Below are 19025 nucleotides of genomic sequence, written 5' to 3' on the forward strand. Positions count from 1 at the left end.
CTTGTCGAGTCGTAAGATGATCGGCGTGCACGACCATCGCGGCGATTACGGAATAGACGGTTCCTTCCACACCGTGTCGCCGCGCGCGCAGGCGGTCGGCATCGCCGCTCAGGCTGCCGGCCTGGCCGCGTTCGCCGGAATCAGCTGGGCGCGCGGCAGGCGGCTACGGGCGGCGTTGGCCGCGGTGTCGTCCGCCGGCGTCGCGGGCGCCGTCGCCCTGTACATGTACGCCACCCGGGCCGGAAAATTCGTCGTCTGGGACCGGGTTCTAAGCGACCTGCGCCTGGCGGGCGACGAAACCGTGCTCGACCTCGGCTGTGGCCGGGGCGCGGTGTTGCTGGCGACGGCCAAACGGTTGCCCCGGGGCCGCGCGATCGGCGTCGACCTGTGGCAGGCCGACCAGACCGACAACTCCGAGCGGGCCACGCTGGCCAACGCGGTGGCCGAAGGCGTCGCCGATCGGATCGAATTGCACACCGCCGACATGACCGCGCTGCCCTTCGCCGACGAAAGCGTCGACGTGATCGTCAGCAACCTGGCCATCCACAACATCCCCGGCCACGCCGGCCGGCGCCGGGCGCTCGATGAAGCCGCGCGCGTGCTGCGGCCGGGCGGCGGCTCGCCATCGCCGACCTGTGGGAGACGCGCCAACACGCCGCCCGGCTGCGCGAACTCGGCTGGCGCAACGTGCGGCGGCGCAATCTCGGCTGGCGCATGTGGTACGGCGGCCCCTGGTTCTCCACCCGCTTGGTCACCGCCACCAAGCCGGAATGAGCCCGGGCGGGCATGCTTGAGCGCTATGAACCGAACCGAGATCACCGAACAGGTCGTTATAGCCCGGATCCGCGAGGGGCTGACGTGGCAGGAGCTGGCCGACACGATCGACCGGCCGCTGCTGTGGACCACGGCCGCGTTGCTCGGCCAGCACCCGATTCCGGTGGAGCAGGCCAAGGTGCTGGCCGAAAAGCTCAAGCTCGACGAGTCCGCGGTAGCGGTGCTGGCGGCGCCGACCATGCGCGGGGGCCTGCCCACCGCGGTCCCCACGGACCCGACCATCTACCGCTTCTACGAGGCCCTGCAGGTCTACGGCGGCGCCCTCAAGGAGGTGATCGCCGAGCAGTTCGGCGACGGCATCATGAGCGCCATCAACTTCAGCCTCGACGTGCAGAAGAAGCCGCACCCGTCCGGCGACCGGGTCGTGGTGACGTTCGACGGGAAATTCCTTCCCTATCAATGGGTTACGGCCGACGACTGAGACGGGGTTGCCGAGTGAAGTGACGGCACGCCGCGCACGTGCCAGACTGGCGTCGAGGAGGCGAGCTGAACGCGGTGGCGGCCATTGGCGGCCACCGCGTTCGCCCTTAGCAGTTCAGACGCCGAATTCGGCTTCGATCCCGTCGATCCCGGCACGGATGGCCGCCAGGGCGTCGGCGCGGGCGCGCAGCTTGGTGGCGGCGTGCGCGCGCTGATGCAGGCCGGCGAACTCGCGTGCGGCCTCCTCGGCACGGTCGACCACCACCTCGGGCAACACGATCTCGTCGATAAAGCCTGCCGCGAGGGCGGTTTCACCGAAGAAGGTCTTGGCCAGCCCGCTGGCTTGCTGGTAGGCCGAGGGCGTCAACCGCAGCTTCATGATCTCGAGGGCGGCATAGGGGATGACCATGCCGATCGCGACCTCGTTGGCCTGGATGTTGTAGGCGTGCGCGGCAACTCGGTGATCACCCGCCGACAGCAAGAACGCCCCCATCGCGATGGCGTGGCCGGTGCAGGCCATCACCACCGGCTTCGGATGGGACAGCAGGCGATGCGCCAGCTCGAATCCGCCGCGCAGCATGTCGATCGCGGGCTGCACCTCGCCGGAGGTGAGAATCTTCAGGTCGAAGCCTCCGCTGAACACCCGCTCGTTCCCGGTGATCACCAGCGCCCCGGCGTTGTCCGCCTCGGCCCGGTCGATCGCGTCGTTGAGCGCCTGCTGCATGGTGGGGCCCAGCGCGTTGACCTTGCCGTCGTCCATCTTGATGACGGCGATGGAGTCTTTGGTGCTGTAGTGGACCGGGGCGGTCATCGTTGCTCCTTGCCGTCAGGCGGGCTGGCTGTGGTGTTTGCCCAGGTCGTCTTCGGCGTTACTCCAGCGCAGGCTGACATCGGTGGGTTCATCGAATTGGCGGGTACGCCATCGGTCTTGGGTTTCCCGGACCGCGGCGTTGATCCGCTCGATCTCGCTGCGGAACACCTCGGGACGGGTTTCCTTGCTGGCGTAGTGGAAGTAGGTGAGCAGGCCGCGCAGCAGCTCCAGCTTCTCCTTCTCCCGCTTCGCGAGGTCATGGGTGGTCATCAACTCGATGCGCTGCACGGGCGGCAGGGCGTCCCAATCCAGCACCACGTCCGTCTGCAGCGGCGAACGCTCGCGCTGCCAGAACCGCCGGGCGTGCGGCCGATTGGGCCGGTCGTAGTAGGTCACGGTGCCGGCGAAGCGGGATTCGATGCCGCTGCCGATCTCGGCGCGGTCGAGCGCGGAATCCCACACCATGCGCCATTCCTGGCCCGGGGCCAGCATCGGCAGCTCGCGGGGGAGCCGCAGTTCGATGACGTCGGCATAGCCGTCGGTGGCGTTCTCGTACTCGGCCACCGTGGGGGGATTGTCGAAGGAAAAGCTGATGTCGTAGGCCGCGGTCCGGCCGAAATTGCGGACCACCAGCTCGATCACGTGCCAGTCGGCCGAATGCGGCTCCATGTACATCGCGACGTGCGGGCGGGTCTGCTCGGCCGCCGCGCGGCGATTGCGGTTGATCTGGCTGTTGGTGAAGACCAGCGTGACGACTGCCAGGACGATCGCCGCCCATGCTGCCCACGCAATCCAGGTGCCGGACCCGACGTGCGTGACATCATGCCAGCTGTCCTGGATCCAACCCATGGAATCCACCCTCCGCTTATATCACAGAAGGCGGCCGTCGGATGGCCATCACCGAGCGATCCCCGGGCCGCTCAGCCGCCCATCAGCATCCGCCATTGGTCGAGGTCGGCGGCCCGGTACACGTAGTTGGAACGCTTGACCTCCGAGAGCGAGGCGCTGGGTTCCGCCGAATACCAATGGCCCGGAAACACGGTCGGGTCACCGGGCAGGGTGGCGAGCCGCTGCAGGCTGCGGTACATCTCGTCGGAGTCACCGCCGGGGAAGTCGGTGCGCCCGCAGCCCTCCAAGAACAACGTGTCACCGGCGACCAGGCGCCCGTCGAGCAGGAAGCACTGGCTGCCCGGCGTGTGGCCGGGGGTGTGCAGCAACTCGATCTCGATGTCGCCGATGCTGACCTTGTCATGGTTCTCGTGGGAGGTCAGGTCGCTGCGGCTTATCCCGGTGACACGCGAAACCCACAGTGCCTCATGGGTATTGACGTGCACCGGCACCGGCGCCCGCTCCAGCAGTTCGGCCAGGCCCGCCAGCGCGAAGCCCATCATGGATCCGCCCACGTGGTCGGGGTGGTGATGGGTCACCAGCACCCCCGACAGGTGCATGCCGTCGGCCTCGAGCGCGTCGAGCAGATCGCCCGCGGCGTACGCCGGGTCGACGACGACGCAGTCGCCGGTTTGCCGGTCGCCGATCAAGTAGGCGAAGTTGCGCATCTGCGTCGCCATCATGTCGCCGGCGGCGAAGTCGCGACCGGAGAGCAATTGACGAAAGTACAGCCGGTCCTCTGGCACGTGACCAGACTAGGACCTCGGCTGACACGGCCGGTTGCGACCCGGTTGGGCCGGCGTGCCCTGGGTATCGTTGGCGCATGAAGAAGAAGGTCGAAATCGAGCTCGACGTCGATCTGGTCGACGAGGCGATCCGCCGGTTTCATCTCCTCGACGCGCGCGAGGCCGTCAATCTCGCGTTGCGGACCCTGCTCAACGAGGGCGATTCCGTCGAACAGGACGGCGAGTACGACGAGTTCAGCGACCTGGGCGCCTGGCAGCCCGGGCACCGGTCCGGCGGCAGCTGACGTTGCCGCGGCTTCGCCGACCGCCGGGTGAGCCGCGGTTGCCAACGACCCGCGCCCGACGGGGCTCGCGTGGTTTGGTTCCGCTGCAAGCCAGGCTGTACCCTCTTTTAGGCCCGCGCGGAGGAGATCGCTTCGGGTGCACGGCCCCCTTAGCTCAGTCGGTAGAGCGTTTCCATGGTAAGGAAAAGGTCAACGGTTCGATTCCGTTAGGGGGCTCGGCGGACGCCGAGCAGGCGTGGCGGCCCCGACCCCAAAAGGGGTGGCCAGAGGCGATGTAGCTCAGTCGGTTAGAGCGAACGACTCATAATCGTTAGGTCGCCGGTTCGAGTCCGGCCATCGCTACAACACAACAGCAAAGCTTTATTTCAGGAATTGAGAGAGAACCGTCATGGCTTCCAGTACCGATGTACGGCCGAAGATCACCTTGGCATGTGAGGTGTGCAAGCACCGCAACTACATCACCAAGAAAAACCGCCGGAACGACCCGGACCGACTGGAGCTGAAGAAGTTCTGCCCCAACTGCGGTCAGCACCAGGCGCATCGGGAGACACGCTAGCGGCCACCCGCGCGTGTTTACTCCGATTGACTAGGTAGTTTAAGAATCGTGCCGCTAAGTTCAAGCCTGGTGGGGATGCACTATCGCTACCCCGATCATTACGAGGTGGAGCGGGAGAAGATCCGCGAACACGCGACGGCCGTGAAAAACGACGACGCCTGGTACTTCGAGGAGAAGGCGGCCGCCGAACTCGGCTACAAGGGTCTGATCGCGCCGTTGACGTTCGTCTCGGTGTTCGGCTATCAGGCGCAGACGGCCTTCTTCAAGCACGCCAACGTCGCCGTCCAGGACGCCCAAATCGTGCAGGTCGACCAGGTGCTGAAGTACTTCGCCCCGCTGGTGGCCGGGGACAAGCTGTACTGCGACGTCTACGTGGACTCGATGCGTGTGTCGCACGGCACCCAGATCATCGTCACCAAGAATGTCATCACCAACGAAGCCGGTGACGTCGTGCAAGAGACCTACACGACCCTGGCGGGCCGTGCCGGCGAGGATGGAGAAGAGGGATTTTCTGATGCCACTGCGTGAGTTCAGCTCGGTGAAGGTGGGTGACCTACTGCCGGAGAAGACCTACCCGCTGACCCGACAGGACCTGGTGAATTACGCGGGCGTCTCTGGTGACCTGAACCCGATCCACTGGGATGACGAGATGGCCAAGGTCGTCGGCCTGGACACCGCGATCGCGCACGGCATGTTGACCATGGGCATCGGCGGCGGCTACGTGACCGCGTGGATCGGTGACCCCGGCGCCGTGACCGAGTACAACGTGCGCTTCACCGCCGTGGTGCCGGTGCCCAACGACGGTAAGGGCGCCGAGCTGGTCTTCAACGGCCGGGTCAAGTCCGCCGACCCCGAGACCAAGTCCGTGACCATCGCGCTCACCGCCACCACCGGCGGCAAGAAGATCTTCGGCAGGGCCATCGCGTCCGCGACTCTCGCGTAGGCCATGGCGCTCAAAACAGACATCCGGGGGATGATCTGGCGCTACCCGGACTACTTCGTTGTGGGGCGGGAACAACTGCGCCAATTCGCGCTTGCCATCAAGAACCGCCACCCGGCCCACTACGAGGAAGACGCCGCCGCCGAACTCGGCCACGACGCGATCATCGCGCCGCTGACCTTCGGGACCATCTTCGCCAAGCTGGTCCAGCTGGATTTCTTTCGGCACGTCGACATCGGCATGGAGACGCTGGTGATCGTGCAGGTCGACCAGCGGTTCGTGTTCTCCAAGCCGATCAAGGCCGGCGACAAGCTGTGGGCCCGCATGGACATCCTGTCGGTGGACGAGCGTTTCGGCGCCGACATCGTCGTCACCAAGAACATCTGCACCGACGACAAGGGTGAGGTGGTCCTGGAGGCCTACACCACTCTGATGGGCCAGTACGCCGACAACTCCGCGAACCTGCGCTGGGACCCGGACTCCGGCCAGGTCGTCAGAACGGCGTAATTAGTATCTGACTCTCGCGTCGATGTACACTCGGTCCTCGGGGTTTTCCCAGCATTAGCGCGCTTTCCGTGAGTCGAGCAATCGGAAGGCGCGCGTGTCATGTAAGCCCCGGTAGGTAAGCGCAGGTTGGCCTGCCAACCGCGAAGGGGCGTAGCTCAACTGGCAGAGCAGCGGTCTCCAAAACCGCAGGTTGCAGGTTCAAGTCCTGTCGCCCCTGCTAATGGCGAACGTCCTGGCATGGTGGACACTGGAAGAAAGTCCCCACCATCGGCGGGATGGTTCGCGAAGTACTAGCAGACAAAGGAGCATGCGGTGAGCGACGAAGGCGATGTTGCCAACGACGCCGCAAGCGACGGCGCTGACAAAGAGGACGGTCGCCCCGGCGGCGGTCGGACGGCGGTGGTGACGCGGCCGCAGCGCCCCACGGGCAAGCGGTCCCGGCAGCGGGCGGCCGAGGCGGGCGAGGACGCCGAACCGTCGGACGACGTCGAGGCCGCGACGCCGGAGAAGACCAAAAAGGGCGCCAAAGCCAAGAAGGCCGCCAAGCCCAAGAAGGGCGGCGACCACCGGGTCAACCCCTTCGTGTTCGTCTACAACTACCTCAAGCAGGTCGTTGCGGAGATGCGGAAGGTCATCTGGCCCAACCGCAAGCAGATGCTCACTTACACCTCCGTTGTGCTGGCGTTCCTGGCCTTCATGGTGGCGCTGGTCGGCCTGGCGGATTTCGGCCTGACCAAGCTGGTGCTGTTGGTGTTCGGCTGAGCGAGTGACGCCGCTTTCGATGCGACGCCGCTTTTGAATGTGACAGAGAGGACTCAAACCGTGACTACCTTCGACGGTGACCCGTCCGCGGGTGAAGCGGTCGACCTGAAAGGGACCGACGAGGCCGCCGAGGCGCAGGCCACGGGCACCTCCGCGGCGACTGAGGTCACCGAGGCGACTGCGAGCCAGGCCGTCGACGAGACGGCCGAGGCCGCCGAGGCGCCCGAGGAGCCAGCCGAAGAGGTCGACCCGGCCGCCGCGCTCAAGGCGGAGCTGCGTAGCAAGCCCGGCGACTGGTATGTCATCCACTCCTACGCGGGCTACGAGAACAAGGTCAAAGCCAACCTCGAAACCCGGGTGCAGAACCTCGACGTCGGTGACTACATCTTCCAGGTGGAAGTCCCCACCGAAGAGGTCACCGAGATCAAGAACGGCCAGCGCAAGCAGGTCAACCGCAAGGTGCTGCCCGGCTACATCCTGGTGCGCATGGACCTGACCGACGACTCGTGGGCCGCGGTGCGCAACACCCCCGGCGTCACCGGGTTCGTCGGGGCGACCTCGCGTCCGTCGGCGCTGACGCTCGACGACGTGGTGAAGTTCCTGCTGCCGCGCGGCGCGACGAAGAAGGCCGCCAAGGGTGCGGCCACCACGGCGGCCGCCGCCGAGGTCGGCGGGCTGGAACGTCCGGCCATCGAGGTCGACTACGAGGTCGGCGAATCGGTGACCGTCATGGACGGTCCGTTCGCGACGCTGCCCGCCACGATCAGCGAGGTCAACGGCGAACAGCAGAAGCTCAAGGTGCTGGTGTCCATCTTCGGCCGCGAAACCCCGGTCGAATTGACCTTCAGCCAAGTCTCCAAGCTCTAGTTAGTGGTGATCGCAAGCGCGGCGAAGCCGGGCGCGGCGGGTCACCACCATCAAACCCAGTCAGGAAGGAACAGCACAATCTCATGGCCCCGAAGAAGAAAGTCGTCGGGCTGATCAAGCTTCAGATCCAGGCGGGGCAGGCCAACCCGGCGCCGCCGGTCGGGCCCGCGCTCGGTCAGCACGGCGTCAACATCATGGAGTTCTGCAAGGCGTACAACGCCGCCACGGAGAACCAGCGCGGCCAGGTCATCCCGGTCGAGATCACGGTCTACGAGGACCGCAGCTTCACCTTCGCGCTCAAGACGCCGCCCGCCGCCAAGCTGTTGCTCAAGGCCGCCGGCGTGGGCAAGGGATCGGCCGAGCCGCACAAGAACAAGGTCGCCAAGGTCAGCTGGGATCAGGTCAAGGAGATCGCCGAGACCAAGAAGGCGGACCTGAACGCCAACGACATCGACGCGGCCGCCAAGATCATCGCCGGCACCGCCCGGTCGATGGGTATCACCGTCGAGTAGTCCGAATCGACGCAACAACACCGTCGAGTAACACCCGAACCCCCGTGGGAGGGCCAGCTTCGGCCCGCGTTAAACACCACGACCCAACATCAGATTGGATGAATCAATGAGCAAGAACAGCAAGGCATATCGCGCCGCCGCCGAGAAGGTGGACCGCGACAACCTCTACTCCCCGCTGGAGGCGGCCAAGCTCGCCAAGGAGACGTCGTCGAGCAAGCAGGACTCGACCGTCGAGGTGGCGATCCGGCTCGGCGTCGACCCCCGCAAGGCCGACCAGATGGTCCGCGGCACGGTCAACCTGCCGCACGGCACCGGTAAGACCGCCCGCGTCGCGGTGTTCGCCGTCGGCGACAAGGCGGATGCCGCCGTCGCCGCGGGGGCTGATGTTGTCGGCAGCGACGACCTGATCGAGAAGATCCAGGGCGGCTGGCTGGAATTCGACGCCGCGATCGCGACCCCGGACCAGATGGCCAAGGTGGGTCGCATCGCCAGGGTGCTCGGCCCCCGCGGCCTGATGCCGAACCCCAAGACCGGCACCGTGACCCCCGATGTCGCCAAGGCCGTGGCCGACATCAAGGGCGGAAAGATCAACTTCCGGGTGGACAAGCAGGCCAACCTGCACTTCGTCATCGGCAAGGCCTCGTTCGACGAGAAGGCGCTGGCCGAGAACTACGGCGCCGCGCTGGACGAGGTGCTGCGGCTCAAGCCGTCCGCGTCCAAGGGCCGCTACCTGAAGAAGATCGTGGTCTCGACGACGACCGGCCCGGGCATCCCGGTGGACCCCGCCGTCACCCGCAACTTCGCGGAGTCCTGAGCCCGGGCGGGCTATCCGCCGCACTCGACGATGCGCCGCCGCAAAAACTCGCGGCCCGGGTCGGATCCGTTGGTCGCCAACGCGACTCGATACCAGGGCAGCGCGTCGGCGGGCCTGCCCGCGCGCCGCAGCAGGTCGGCGCGCACGGTCGCGCTCAGATTGGTGCGGGCTAGCCGCGGGTCGTGTGCCACCTCGTCCAGGGCAGCCAGGCCGGCGTCGGGGCCGTCGCGGAATCCGAGGGCCAGCGCCCGGTTGGCGGCCACCACCGGCGAGTTGGTCAGCCCGAGCAGCCGGTCGTAGGCGGCGCAGATGGTGACCCAGTCGGTCTGCTCCCAGGACGGCGCCGTGGCGTGCAGCGCCGCGATCACCGCCTGGGGCAGATAGGGGCCCGTCGAGCCCTCGGCGTGACGCAGCCGCTCGAGACCGCGCGCGATGCGGCCCCGGTCCCACCGGCGCCGGTCCTGGTCCTCGAGCGGCACCAGCATGCCGGCCTCGTCCACCCGGGTGGCGCGCCGCGAATCGTGCAGCAGCATCAGCGCGGACAAGGCGTGCGCCTCCGGCTCGTCGGGCAGCAGCACGCACAACTCCCCGCCCAGCCGGATCCCTTCGTCGCACAGGTCGTCGCGAACGGCCGAGGGGCCCGCGGTCGACCAATAGCCCTCGGTGAAAACCGAATAGACGCAACCGAACACGTGCGGTGTGCGCTCGGGCAGCAACTCGGGGGGCGGCACCCGCAGCGGGATGTTGGCGTGCCGAATCTTGTTCTTGGCGCGCGTGATTCGCTGCCCGATCGCCGTCTCGGTCTGCAGCAGCGCGCGGGCGATCTCGCCGACGGTCAAACCCGACACCAGCCGCAGCGTCAGCGCCAATTGCGACTGTCTGTCCAGCGCCGGGTGGGCGCAGGTGAACATCATCCGCAGCTCGTCGTCGCGAACCGGATGCGGTTCGGTGTGATCGGTGCGGGCTCGAATATCGTCGACCACCGCCGCCAATTCCTTTCCGGGGCGCGCGGATTCGCGGCGCAGCCGATCCCGGGCGCGGTTACGGCCGACGGTCACCAGCCATCCACCGGGGTTGGCGGGCACCCCGTCGCGCGGCCAGGTGCGCAGCGCTTCGGCGCAGGCCTCCTGGACGGCGTCCTCGGCGACGGTGAGGTCACCCGACCACCGCGCGAGCGCGGCCACGGCCGGTCCCCATTCCCGGCGGAAGACGCCGTCCAGGTCGGCCATCGGCTACAGGCCGGAGACGCCCGCCAGCTGGCGCAGTTGCACGGTCGAGGCGGGAATCATCGAGGCGATCTTGACGGCCTCGTCGCGATCGGTGGCGCTGAGCAGATAGATGCCGGTGGCGATCTCGGCGCCCTCGACGTAGGGCCCGTCGGTGATGAGGACCTCGCCGTCACGCACCCGAACCGTCGTCGCCGTGGACCGGTCGTGCAGCGCCGCACCGCCGATCACGTGATCGCCGGCGGCGGCGTGCAGGTCCGCGTGCTTGGCGGCAGTCGCCTCCCACTCCGGCGATCCCGGGGTGTGTGCCGATTCGGCCGGCTCCAACAGCAGCGCGAGCCAGTCGTTGCCGGTCGGCTTGCGCGACGGCTCGATCGAGTGGACCACCGGCCACAGCTCGACCGCCCCGAATGCGGCGACGGGCACGTCGCGGGCCAGCGCGAGCGCCTCGTCCAGGTTTTCCGCTTCGAAGACGTAGTAGCCGCAGGCCACCTCGGCGGTCTCCGCGAAGGGGCCGTCGGTGACCACCGGCGCGTCCGGACCGCCGGTGACCACCACCGCGGCCGCGGCCGGGGCCAGCGCGTCACCGGCTTTGATGGCCGAGCCGGCTTTGGCGTGAAAGCTCTCGAAGGCCGCCATCGCGGTGGCGGCATCGTCGGGCGTACGGTCCTGCTCCTTGCTGATCAACAAGGCGAAGTACTGCATGGTCGTCACCTCCGGTAGTGAGCGAAGCCCTGTGCTCCACTCTCTACCTACTCGACGAACCGCGCAGCGCCAATCCGACAGGCGCGCGGATGTCAGGACGGACTAGTTCGAGGCACCCGGCTTGAGGTAGGTGACCAGGCTGACATCGAGCATCTCGTCGGCGAAGTAGTGCTCGCAGCCGCGCAGGTACTTGATGTAGCGGTTATACACCTCTTCGGAGGTGACCTCGATGGCCTTCTCCCGGTTCGACTCCAGTGTGTCGCCCCAGATGTGCAGCGTCTTGATGTAGTGCGGCCGCAGCGAAAGCGGTTCGGGCACAACGAATCCCGCCTTCTCGCCATGATCGACCATCATCTGGGTGGACGGCAGCCGGCCGCCCGGGAAGATCTCGGTGACGATGAACTTGATGAACCGCGCCGTCTCGAACGTCAGCTTCTTGCCACGGGCGTGCAGGTCGCTGGGGTGATAACTGACGCTGCTCTGGACGGTCATCCGGCCATCGTCGGGCATGATGTCGAACGTCCGTTTGAAGAAGTCGTCGTAGTTCTCGTGGCCGAAGTGCTCGAAGGCCTCGATCGACACGATGCGGTCGACGGGCTCGTTGAAGTCCTCCCAGTTCTGCAGGCGCACCTCCCGCGAACGGTCGCTGTCGACGGAACCGAGCAGCGCCTCGGCGCGGGCGTGCTGGTTCTTCGACAGCGTCAGGCCGATGACGTTGACGTCGAACCGCTCGACGGCGCGCTTCATGGTGGTGCCCCACCCGCAGCCGATGTCCAGCAGGGTCATGCCCGGCTTGAGGTCCAGCTTGTCCAGGTTCAGGTCGATCTTGGCGTACTGGGCCTCTTCCAGGCTCATGTCGTCGCGCTCGAAGTACGCGCAGCTGTAGATCCGGGACGGATCCTGGAACAGGCCGAAGAAGTCGTCGGAGACGTCGTAATGCGCCTGGATGTCCTCCGAACGCGTCCGCGTCTTCGTCGGGCTAGTCGGTTGCTCAGCCATTTTCGTCCTGTTCTCCTGGATGAGATCCACTTCCTACAACCCGCGCACCCAGCCGAGGGTCAAGGTTGACCAGCAACGATACCCAACGTCGAGGCGTGCTTCGGCAAGGGTGCAAGTGCGCGTCGTGGAGCCGACCGCGGTTACGAAGTCTACTTTTCCAGGGGGAACTGGTTGACGTCCACCCAGCCTGGATTTCGATCGCCAAATCGTTGCGAAGGGGATCGTTCGGTTCAGCCGATGCCGCAAGCCGCGCGCCGGGGCGGGCCCGCTACTTGGTGAGGGTGTACTGGGCCACGTTGGAGATGCCCTTGCGGAAAAGCTCCGCGCAGCCGGTCAGATAGCGCATGAAGCGGTCGTAGACCTCTTCGGACTGGATGGCGATGGCGCGGTCGCGATTCGCCTCGAGATTGGCCGCCCACATGTCCAGCGTGCGCGCGTAATGGGGCTGCAGGTATTGGGCTTGTTCGAGCGAGAAACCTGCCTGCTGGGAAAGGTCGACGATATCGGGTTCGCCGCACATCTGCCCGCCCGGGAAAATTTCCTTGCCGAGAAAATGCAGAAAACGCAGGTCGGACATCGTGATTTTGATGCCGACCTCCTTCCAGTGCGACTGCGGATGCGTGAAAATGCTGTGCATCAGCATCCGGCTGCCCTCCGGAAGCGTCTTATACGCCCAATCCCAGAACGCGGGCCAACGTTCCTTTTTGAACGCGTCGAAGGCCTCGAAGCTGACGATGCGGTCGACCTGCTCGTCGAACTCTTCCCACCCCTGCAGCCGGGCCTCGGCCCGCCGCGATGTCGGAATCGCCGCCAGCCGCGCCTTGGTGCGCGCGTAGTGGTTCCGGCTCAGCGTGATGCCAATGACGTTGACGTCGTATTTCTCCAGCGCACGGACCACGGCACCGCCCCAGCCGCACCCGACGTCGAGCACTGTCATTCCCGGCTCGAGATTCATCTTGTCCAGAGCCAGATCGATCTTCGCGAGCTGCGCCTCTTCCAGCGTCATGTCGTCGTTCTTGAAGTAGGCGCAGGTGTACACCATGTTCGGGTCCAGGAACAGCGCGAAGAAGTCGTCTGAAATGTCGTAGGTTGCCTGCGACTCTTCGTAATACGGCTTCAGTTTGGCCAATTGAGACACCCACCCTTCTGTGCCAACCGTACAGCCCTGCGACATGGACTGAAAATCGCGGGGATGCGTTTCTACCGAATGATTTTGGCTAACCGGCCCTGTCGAAGTTTTTCGTCAACACGTCGATCACCTGATCCCACAACTGCTGTGGAAGATCATGGCCCATGCCGTCGAATGTCACCAATCGGGCGCCATCGATCGCCCGCGCCACGGCGCGGCCACCGAACGGCCGCATCAGCTTGTCCGCCCGGCCGTGGATCACCACCGTGGGGGCGGTGGTCTGCCGGTTGTAGCGACGCAGGCTGCCGCTGCCCAGCACCGCGCCGAAATGCCTCGCGACGCCCTGCGGGTAGTAGTTGCGGTCGTAGCCCTCGGCGGCCTCGGCGCGGGCCTGCTCTTCGGGCACGCGGTAGCGCGGGCTGCCGATGATGTTGCCGACGCGCACCGCGTTGTCGATGATCACCTCGCGCGGCGAGTCGGGCGGCGGGCCCTTGAGCAGCGCCAGCAACGCACGCGGGGCCGGCGGCGGCAGCAGCGCCGAGTTGTTGCTGGAAAAGATGATCGCCAGGGACTTGGTCCGCTCCCGGAATCGCGCGGCGAAGATCTGCGCGATCATGCCGCCCATCGACGCCCCGACGATGTGAGCGCGGTCGATCCCCAGATGGTCCAGCACGGCGGCGGCGTCGTCGGCCATGTCCTCGAGCTGGTAGGCCGACCGGCTGGGCAGACCCAGCCAGGACCGCAACAACTTGATCACCAGCGGCTGACCCGAGCCGCGGTGTTGTGTCTTGCTGGACAGGCCGACGTCGCGGTTGTCGTACCGGATGACCCGCAGACCGTGGCCGACCAGCTTCTCGCAGAACGCGATCCGCCACAGCAGCAGCTGGGCGCCCAGGCCCATGATGAGCAGGACGGGAGGGTCGTCGATGTCGCCCATGTCCTCGTAATACAGCTTCAGATCGCCCGAAATGGCATGCCCCGTGCGGACCTGCACCAGAAAGCTCCTATACCTCGATGTCGGAGGAGTGCTCGCGGCTGACTTCGACCATGAAGTTCGCGAAATAGCCCGTCAGTTGCGGATCCGACATCATCTGCCACTTGGGCGCCAGCAACTTCATGTACCGCTCGACGTAGAGGAATTGCTTGCCGATCAGCACCAGCTCGCGGGGGAGCTTGACGTCGTAGGCGTCGGCCAGCGCCGACAGCTGCCGGCCGATGTCCGCGTAGGACATGTCGCCCAGGGTCTGCATGGTCAGCGGGGTGGCGAACTTCTCCAAATCCTTGGCGGCCTCGGCCTCCGGCTTCATGGTGCCGACGGCGCCCATCAGCACCACGATCTTGCCCGCCGCGGCGTGGTCCTTCTTGACCAGCAGCGCGTACACCAGCTCGCGCAGCAACCAGCGGGTGCGGGGATCGATGCGGCCCATGATCCCGAAGTCGAAGAAGACGATGCGACCCTGGTCGTCGACGTAGAGGTTCCCCGCGTGCAGGTCGCCGTGGAACAACCCGTGCCGCAGCCCGCCCTCGAACAGTGAGAACAGCAGCGCCTTGACCAGCTCGGTGCCGTCGAACCCGGCCCTGCGGATGGCGGCGACGTCGTCGATGCGGATGCCGTGCACCCGCTCCATCGTCAGCACCCGGTCGCTGGTGAAGTCCCAGAACACCTGCGGTACCCGGATGTTCTTGCCGAGCGGGGAGGCATGCAGGTGCGCCACCCACGCCTCCATCGACTGCGCCTCCAGCCGGAAGTTCAGCTCCTCGGCCAGGTTGTCGGAGAAGTCGGCGACCACGTCTTGCGCCGAGAGCCGGCGGCCCAGCTTGGCCAGTTCGACGGCCTGGGCGAAACGCTTGAGGATCTGCAGGTCGGCCGCGACCCGGCGCCGGATGCCGGGGCGCTGGATCTTGACGACGACCTCCTCGCCGGTGTGCAGGGTGGCGTAGTGCACCTGCGCGATCGACGCCGACGCGAACGGCGTCTCGTCCCATTTGGCGAACAACTCGGACGGGTCGCCGCCGAGATCCTCGACGAAAAGCTTGTGCACTTCCTCGGAATCGGCGGGCGGCACCCGGTCGAGCAGCCCGCGGAACTCGCGGGACAGCGATTCGCCGAACGCCCCGGGACTGGACGCGATGATCTGTCCGAACTTGACGTACGTCGGCCCCAGGTCGGCGAAGGTCTGCGGGAGCTGCTTGATCGCCTTCTGCTGCCACGGGCCGCGACCCGGCAGCTTGGTGATGATGCGAGCGGCGGTGCGGGTGACCTGCCAACCTGTCACGGCGACCCGGGCCGCTTCGACCGGCAACGGCACCCGGTCGAGCTTGGCCCCCTCTCGGTGTTTGGTAGAGCTCATCAGTGCAGTGTGCCAAATGGGCGCGGATGAGTCCCAATCCTCTAACCCGAGCGCTCACCGCTTTCGCTGCGTTGCCAGGGCTGCACCCAGCCCTCGATCGCCCAGCCCTCCCGCGCGGCGATCAGCTCGTACATGGTGGCGCCGTCGATCGTCTCCCTGATGATGTCGGCGTGCCCGGCGTGCCGGGCCAGCTCGTTGATCACGTGCAGGATCACCCACCGCACCGACCAGGCCCGCTGGTCCTCGGGAAACCACGGGATGTCCCGCGGGACGGGCACCGCGGCGTCCAGGTCCGCGGACTCCACCAGCTGCAGCGTCGTCGCGTTCTGGGCCTGGAACGCGTCCAGCAGCCCGGCCAGCGTCTCGTCGGGCCGCATCACGTGCTGATCGGCGAACTCCCTGCTGATCTGCTCGAACGGGCGGGGGTCTTTCGGCGGCGCGCCGGGCGCGGCGGCCACCCTCGCCATCCAGGTGCGCTGCATGCCGGTGGCGTGCTTGACCAGCCCGCCGATCGACAGCGCGCTGACCGAGGGCGTGGAGCGGGCCTGATCGTCGGTGAGGCCGTGGCTGACCGCGAAATACGCGCTCTGGTGGTAGGCCAAAAATCCGCGCAGCGCGCTGCGTTCGTCGGCCACCGGCGGGGCGAGGGCGGGCATGTCAATCCTTCCTGTTGTGGACGTAGAGGTCGCGCATGCAAGCGATTTCGGCGCCGTGATGGATCGCTTCTCGATTGATGTGCAAAATTAGCTCGGTCAGCGGGTAGTCGGCGTATGGCCCTTCGGACGCGCCGCAGCGGCGGGTCAGGTCGGCGGCGGATAACGAGCGCACGCCAGTGATCCAGCTGGCGTACGTCTCGTCGAGTTGCCGCAGTGCGGTGGCAGCCTCGGTCGCATAGTCCCAACTCTGGTAGTCGGCCGGCGGTCCGCCGAAATGGTGATGGGCACGCATCGCGAATACGCCGACGATGACGTGTGCCATGCGCCACGCGATCGTGGTGAACGGTGCCGGGCTGGGCGCCGGGAAGGCGAAATCGATCGACCCATCCGGATGCACGGTCCAGCAGTCGGGCACGGGCTGCCATAAGTACTCGTCGTCGGTCAGACCGTCCAGGCGCGGGCGCAGTTGGTTGCGCCAGTGCCAGTCGAGTTGATCGGCCAGTTGGGTGGTCAGATCCGCCATGACGGTCAGCTTTCCAGCAACCCTGCGTCGCCGTAAGGTGCGGGCATGCAGGTGACTTCGGTGGCCTCGACCGATCTGTTCGTCGGACCGCCGGACGCCCCGCTGCAGCTGGTGCGGGTCACCCTCGCGGGGGTAAGCGGGCCGGCGCGGGTCCGCATCGACGGGGACGGTCTGACGGGGGAAGCGGTCGCCGATCTCGGCGACGAGGTCGTCGAGGTCCCCGTCACCGTTCACCGTCCCGTCGTCGGGCAACGCCGCCCGGCGCGGGCGCACGTCGGCGGTCAGCGGCTGCCGTTCGAGTTCACCGTGGCCGAGCCCGGCTGGACCATGTTCATGGTCAGCCACTTCCACTACGACCCGGTGTGGTGGAACACTCAGGGCGCCTACACCAGCGAGTGGACCGAAGACCCGCCGGGGCGGGCCCGCCAGCGCAACGGCTTCGACCTGGTGCACGCGCATCTGGAGATGGCGCGCCGCGATCCCGACTACAAGTTCGTGCTGGCCGAGGTCGATTACCTCAAGCCGTACTGGGACACCCGCCCCGAAGACCGGGCCGACCTGCGCCGGTTCATCGACCAGGGCCGCGTCGAGGTGATGGGCGGCACCTACAACGAACCCAACACCAACCTCACCAGCCCGGAAACGACGATTCGGAACCTGGTGCACGGCATGGGTTTTCAGCGCCACGTCGTGGGGGCTGACCCGGCTACCGCCTGGCAGCTGGACGTGTTCGGCCACGACCCGCAGTTCCCGGGCATGGCCGCCGATGCCGGGCTGACGTCGAGTTCGTGGGCCAGGGGACCGCACCACCAGTGGGGTCCCGCGCTGGGCGACGGCGACGTGGAGCGCATGCAGTTCGCCAGCGAGTTCGAATGGATCTCGCCGTCGGGCCGCGGGCTGCTCACCCACTACATGCCGGCGCACTATTCGGCGGGTTGGTGGATGGACTCCGCGGCGTCGCTGGGCGAGGCCGAGGAGGCCACGTGCGAGCTCTTCGACCAGCTCAAGAAGGTCGCGTTGACCCGCAACGTGTTGCTGCCGGTCGGCACCGACTACACCCCGCCCAACAAGTGGGTCACCGAGATCCACCGCGACTGGGCCGCCCGCTACACGTGGCCGCGGTTCGTGTGCGCGGTACCCAGCGAGTTCTTCGCGGCGGTGCGTGCCGACCTGGCGCGGCGCGACTGCGTGCCGTCGCCGCAAACCCGGGACATGAACCCGATCTACACCGGCAAGGACGTGTCCTACATCGACACCAAGCAGGCCAACCGGGCCGCCGAGAACGCCGTCCTGGCGGCCGAGCGTTTCGCGGTGTTCGCCGGGCTGCTGACCGGCGCCCCCTACCCGCAGGCCGCGCTGGCCAAGGCGTGGGTGCAGCTGGTCTACGGCGCGCACCACGACGCCATCACCGGGTCGGAATCCGACCAGGTCTATCTGGACCTGCTGACCGGATGGCGCGACGCCTGGGAGCTGGGCCGCGCGGCCCGCGACAGCGCGCTGGCCCTGCTGTCCGGCGCCGTCAGCGGGGGCGACGTGGTCGTGTGGAACCCGCTGACCTGCCCGCGCACCGACGTCGTCACCGCCCACCTCGACCGGCCGGTCGGCGCCGGGGTCCGGGTGCTCGACGCCGACGGTGCCGAGTTGGCGGCGCACGTCGAGCACGGCGGGCGCTCGGTCAGCTGGTTGGCCCGCGAGGTGCCGTCGCTGGGCTGGCGGGCGTACCGGCTGGTGCCCGGGGCCGGAGGCGGACCGGCCGGCTGGGAACCGGTGCCGGGAACGGCGATCCGCAACGAGCACTACCGGATCGAGGTCGACCCGGCGCGCGGCGGGGGCGTCGCCTCGCTGATCCAGGACGGACGCGAACTGATCGCAGACGGGCGGGTGGGCAACGAGCTCGCCGTCTACGAGGAATACCCGGCGCACCCGAGCCAGGGTGAGGGCCCGTGGCATCTGCTGCCCAAGGGGCCGGTGGTGTGCTCGTCGGAAGGCCCCGCAGACGTGCGGGCCTTGCACGGGCCGCTGGGCCAGCGGGTGGTGGTGCGGGGCCGGATCGGGTCGCTGCTGCGCTACACCCAAACCCTGACGTTGTGGCGCGGGGTCGCGCGGGTGGACTGCCGCACCACGATCGACGAGTTCACCGGCGCCGACCAGTTGGTGCGGCTGCGCTGGCCGTGCCCGGTGCCGGGCGCCATGCCGGTCAGCGAGGTGGGCGACGCCGTCATCGGCCGCGGTTTCGCCCTGCTGCACGACGGATCGCACGCCGTGGACACCGCCCGGCACCTGTGGACCCTGGACAACCCGGCGTACGGCTGGTTCGGCCTGTCCTCTGCGGCCCGGGTCCGGATCTCGGGCGCCGACGTGCGGGCGCTGTCGGTCGCCGAGGTGGTGTCGCCGACGGAGACGCTGTCTGGGCCGCTGGCCCGGGAGCTGATGGTCGCGCTGGTCCGCGCCGGCGTCACGGCCACCTGCGGCGGCGCCGACAAGCCGCGCTACGG

General features: G+C 67.2%; 21 protein-coding genes, 3 tRNA genes and 2 pseudogenes. 15 read left to right on the forward strand and 11 right to left on the reverse strand.

Features of this window, described 5'->3' with window-relative positions; all coding sequences use genetic code 11:
- Positions 1-25: 25 nt before the first annotated feature.
- Both DQP58_RS07260 and cynS read left to right on the forward strand, forming a co-directional pair.
- A pseudogene (locus DQP58_RS07260) lies at positions 26-774 on the forward strand (class I SAM-dependent methyltransferase).
- Positions 775-799: 25 nt separating this feature from the next.
- Positions 800-1255, forward strand: a complete 456-nt coding sequence (gene cynS, locus DQP58_RS07265; RefSeq protein WP_112707782.1) for a cyanase — start codon at positions 800-802, stop codon at positions 1253-1255.
- Between the two features lie 114 nt (positions 1256-1369).
- Here the strand turns inward: cynS and DQP58_RS07270 are convergent, their stop codons facing one another.
- The 3 genes and pseudogenes from DQP58_RS07270 to DQP58_RS07280 form a co-directional block, all read right to left on the reverse strand.
- Entirely contained in the window at positions 1370-2065 is a 696-nt protein-coding gene (locus DQP58_RS07270) for a crotonase/enoyl-CoA hydratase family protein (RefSeq protein ID WP_112707783.1), read from the reverse strand.
- Positions 2066-2072: 7 nt separating this feature from the next.
- Positions 2073-2914, reverse strand: a pseudogene (locus DQP58_RS07275) (hypothetical protein); the annotation flags it as partial.
- A gap of 71 nt (positions 2915-2985) precedes the next feature.
- Entirely contained in the window at positions 2986-3699 is a 714-nt protein-coding gene (locus tag DQP58_RS07280; protein WP_066869198.1) for an MBL fold metallo-hydrolase, read from the reverse strand.
- 77 nt (positions 3700-3776) lie between these two features.
- On the opposite strand from DQP58_RS07280, the gene DQP58_RS07285 reads away from it, so the two are divergent.
- The 12 genes from DQP58_RS07285 to rplA all read left to right on the forward strand — a co-directional run bounded on the left by DQP58_RS07285 (position 3777) and on the right by rplA (position 8941).
- Entirely contained in the window at positions 3777-3983 is a 207-nt protein-coding gene (locus DQP58_RS07285; RefSeq protein WP_112707784.1) for a type II toxin-antitoxin system VapB family antitoxin, read from the forward strand.
- Between the two features lie 143 nt (positions 3984-4126).
- Positions 4127-4199 (forward strand) — tRNA-Thr (locus DQP58_RS07290).
- A gap of 52 nt (positions 4200-4251) precedes the next feature.
- Positions 4252-4325: transfer RNA gene (locus tag DQP58_RS07295), tRNA-Met, on the forward strand.
- 46 nt (positions 4326-4371) lie between these two features.
- Entirely contained in the window at positions 4372-4539 is a 168-nt protein-coding gene (gene rpmG, locus DQP58_RS07300; RefSeq protein WP_112707785.1) for a 50S ribosomal protein L33, read from the forward strand.
- Positions 4540-4614: 75 nt separating this feature from the next.
- Positions 4615-5067: a (3R)-hydroxyacyl-ACP dehydratase subunit HadA gene (gene hadA, locus DQP58_RS07305; RefSeq protein ID WP_430915701.1), complete on the forward strand. Its 453-nt coding sequence runs from the start codon at positions 4615-4617 to the stop codon at positions 5065-5067.
- On the forward strand, positions 5054-5482 hold the full coding sequence (gene hadB, locus DQP58_RS07310; RefSeq protein WP_065156429.1) for a (3R)-hydroxyacyl-ACP dehydratase subunit HadB: 429 nt from the start codon (positions 5054-5056) through the stop codon (positions 5480-5482). The genes hadA and hadB overlap by 14 nt, the downstream gene beginning before the upstream one ends.
- Before the next feature lie 3 nt (positions 5483-5485).
- On the forward strand, positions 5486-5986 hold the full coding sequence (gene hadC, locus DQP58_RS07315) for a (3R)-hydroxyacyl-ACP dehydratase subunit HadC (protein WP_066869205.1): 501 nt from the start codon (positions 5486-5488) through the stop codon (positions 5984-5986).
- A 144-nt stretch (positions 5987-6130) separates the two neighbouring features.
- A tRNA-Trp gene (locus DQP58_RS07320) sits at positions 6131-6203 on the forward strand.
- Positions 6204-6298: 95 nt separating this feature from the next.
- Positions 6299-6748, forward strand: a complete 450-nt coding sequence (gene secE / locus DQP58_RS07325) for a preprotein translocase subunit SecE (RefSeq protein ID WP_112707787.1) — start codon at positions 6299-6301, stop codon at positions 6746-6748.
- A 60-nt stretch (positions 6749-6808) separates the two neighbouring features.
- Positions 6809-7615 (forward strand): transcription termination/antitermination protein NusG, encoded by an 807-nt coding sequence (nusG, locus tag DQP58_RS07330; RefSeq protein WP_112707788.1) that lies wholly within the window; start codon positions 6809-6811, stop codon positions 7613-7615.
- A gap of 83 nt (positions 7616-7698) precedes the next feature.
- Complete coding sequence (rplK, locus tag DQP58_RS07335; protein ID WP_003873569.1) at positions 7699-8127, forward strand: 50S ribosomal protein L11; 429 nt, start codon at positions 7699-7701, stop codon at positions 8125-8127.
- 106 nt (positions 8128-8233) lie between these two features.
- Positions 8234-8941: a 50S ribosomal protein L1 gene (gene rplA, locus DQP58_RS07340; RefSeq protein WP_112707789.1), complete on the forward strand. Its 708-nt coding sequence runs from the start codon at positions 8234-8236 to the stop codon at positions 8939-8941.
- 11 nt (positions 8942-8952) lie between these two features.
- Here the strand turns inward: rplA and DQP58_RS07345 are convergent, their stop codons facing one another.
- From DQP58_RS07345 to DQP58_RS07380, 8 genes are all read right to left on the reverse strand, one after another.
- On the reverse strand, positions 8953-10170 hold the full coding sequence (locus tag DQP58_RS07345) for an RNA polymerase sigma factor (RefSeq protein WP_112707790.1): 1218 nt from the start codon (positions 10168-10170) through the stop codon (positions 8953-8955).
- Between the two features lie 3 nt (positions 10171-10173).
- A complete protein-coding gene (locus tag DQP58_RS07350; protein WP_112707791.1) occupies positions 10174-10872 on the reverse strand; it encodes a YciI family protein in 699 nt (232 codons plus the stop codon).
- 102 nt (positions 10873-10974) lie between these two features.
- Complete coding sequence (mmaA4, locus tag DQP58_RS07355) at positions 10975-11871, reverse strand: hydroxymycolate synthase MmaA4 (RefSeq protein ID WP_112707792.1); 897 nt, start codon at positions 11869-11871, stop codon at positions 10975-10977.
- Positions 11872-12139: 268 nt separating this feature from the next.
- A complete protein-coding gene (locus DQP58_RS07360) occupies positions 12140-13000 on the reverse strand; it encodes a cyclopropane mycolic acid synthase family methyltransferase (RefSeq protein ID WP_112707793.1) in 861 nt (286 codons plus the stop codon).
- Positions 13001-13088: 88 nt separating this feature from the next.
- The gene (locus tag DQP58_RS07365; RefSeq protein WP_430915702.1) at positions 13089-13937 is read right to left on the reverse strand and encodes an alpha/beta fold hydrolase; all 849 of its coding nucleotides are present in this window, start codon (positions 13935-13937) and stop codon (positions 13089-13091) included.
- A 67-nt stretch (positions 13938-14004) separates the two neighbouring features.
- A complete protein-coding gene (locus DQP58_RS07370; protein ID WP_112707795.1) occupies positions 14005-15351 on the reverse strand; it encodes an ABC1 kinase family protein in 1347 nt (448 codons plus the stop codon).
- 41 nt (positions 15352-15392) lie between these two features.
- Positions 15393-15986, reverse strand: a complete 594-nt coding sequence (locus DQP58_RS07375) for a DinB family protein (protein WP_112707804.1) — start codon at positions 15984-15986, stop codon at positions 15393-15395.
- Positions 15987-16008: 22 nt separating this feature from the next.
- Positions 16009-16530, reverse strand: coding sequence for a DinB family protein (locus DQP58_RS07380; RefSeq protein WP_112707796.1), 522 nt, complete (start codon positions 16528-16530; stop codon positions 16009-16011).
- Between the two features lie 45 nt (positions 16531-16575).
- Between DQP58_RS07380 and DQP58_RS07385 the strand changes: the two genes are divergently transcribed.
- Positions 16576-19025: glycoside hydrolase family 38 C-terminal domain-containing protein (locus tag DQP58_RS07385; RefSeq protein WP_276310494.1), on the forward strand; the 2450-nt coding region annotated here is incomplete at its 3' end.

Origin of the sequence: Mycobacterium colombiense (assembly GCF_003284975.1) — a bacterium.
Taxonomy (GTDB): Bacteria; Actinomycetota; Actinomycetes; order Mycobacteriales; family Mycobacteriaceae; genus Mycobacterium; species Mycobacterium europaeum_A.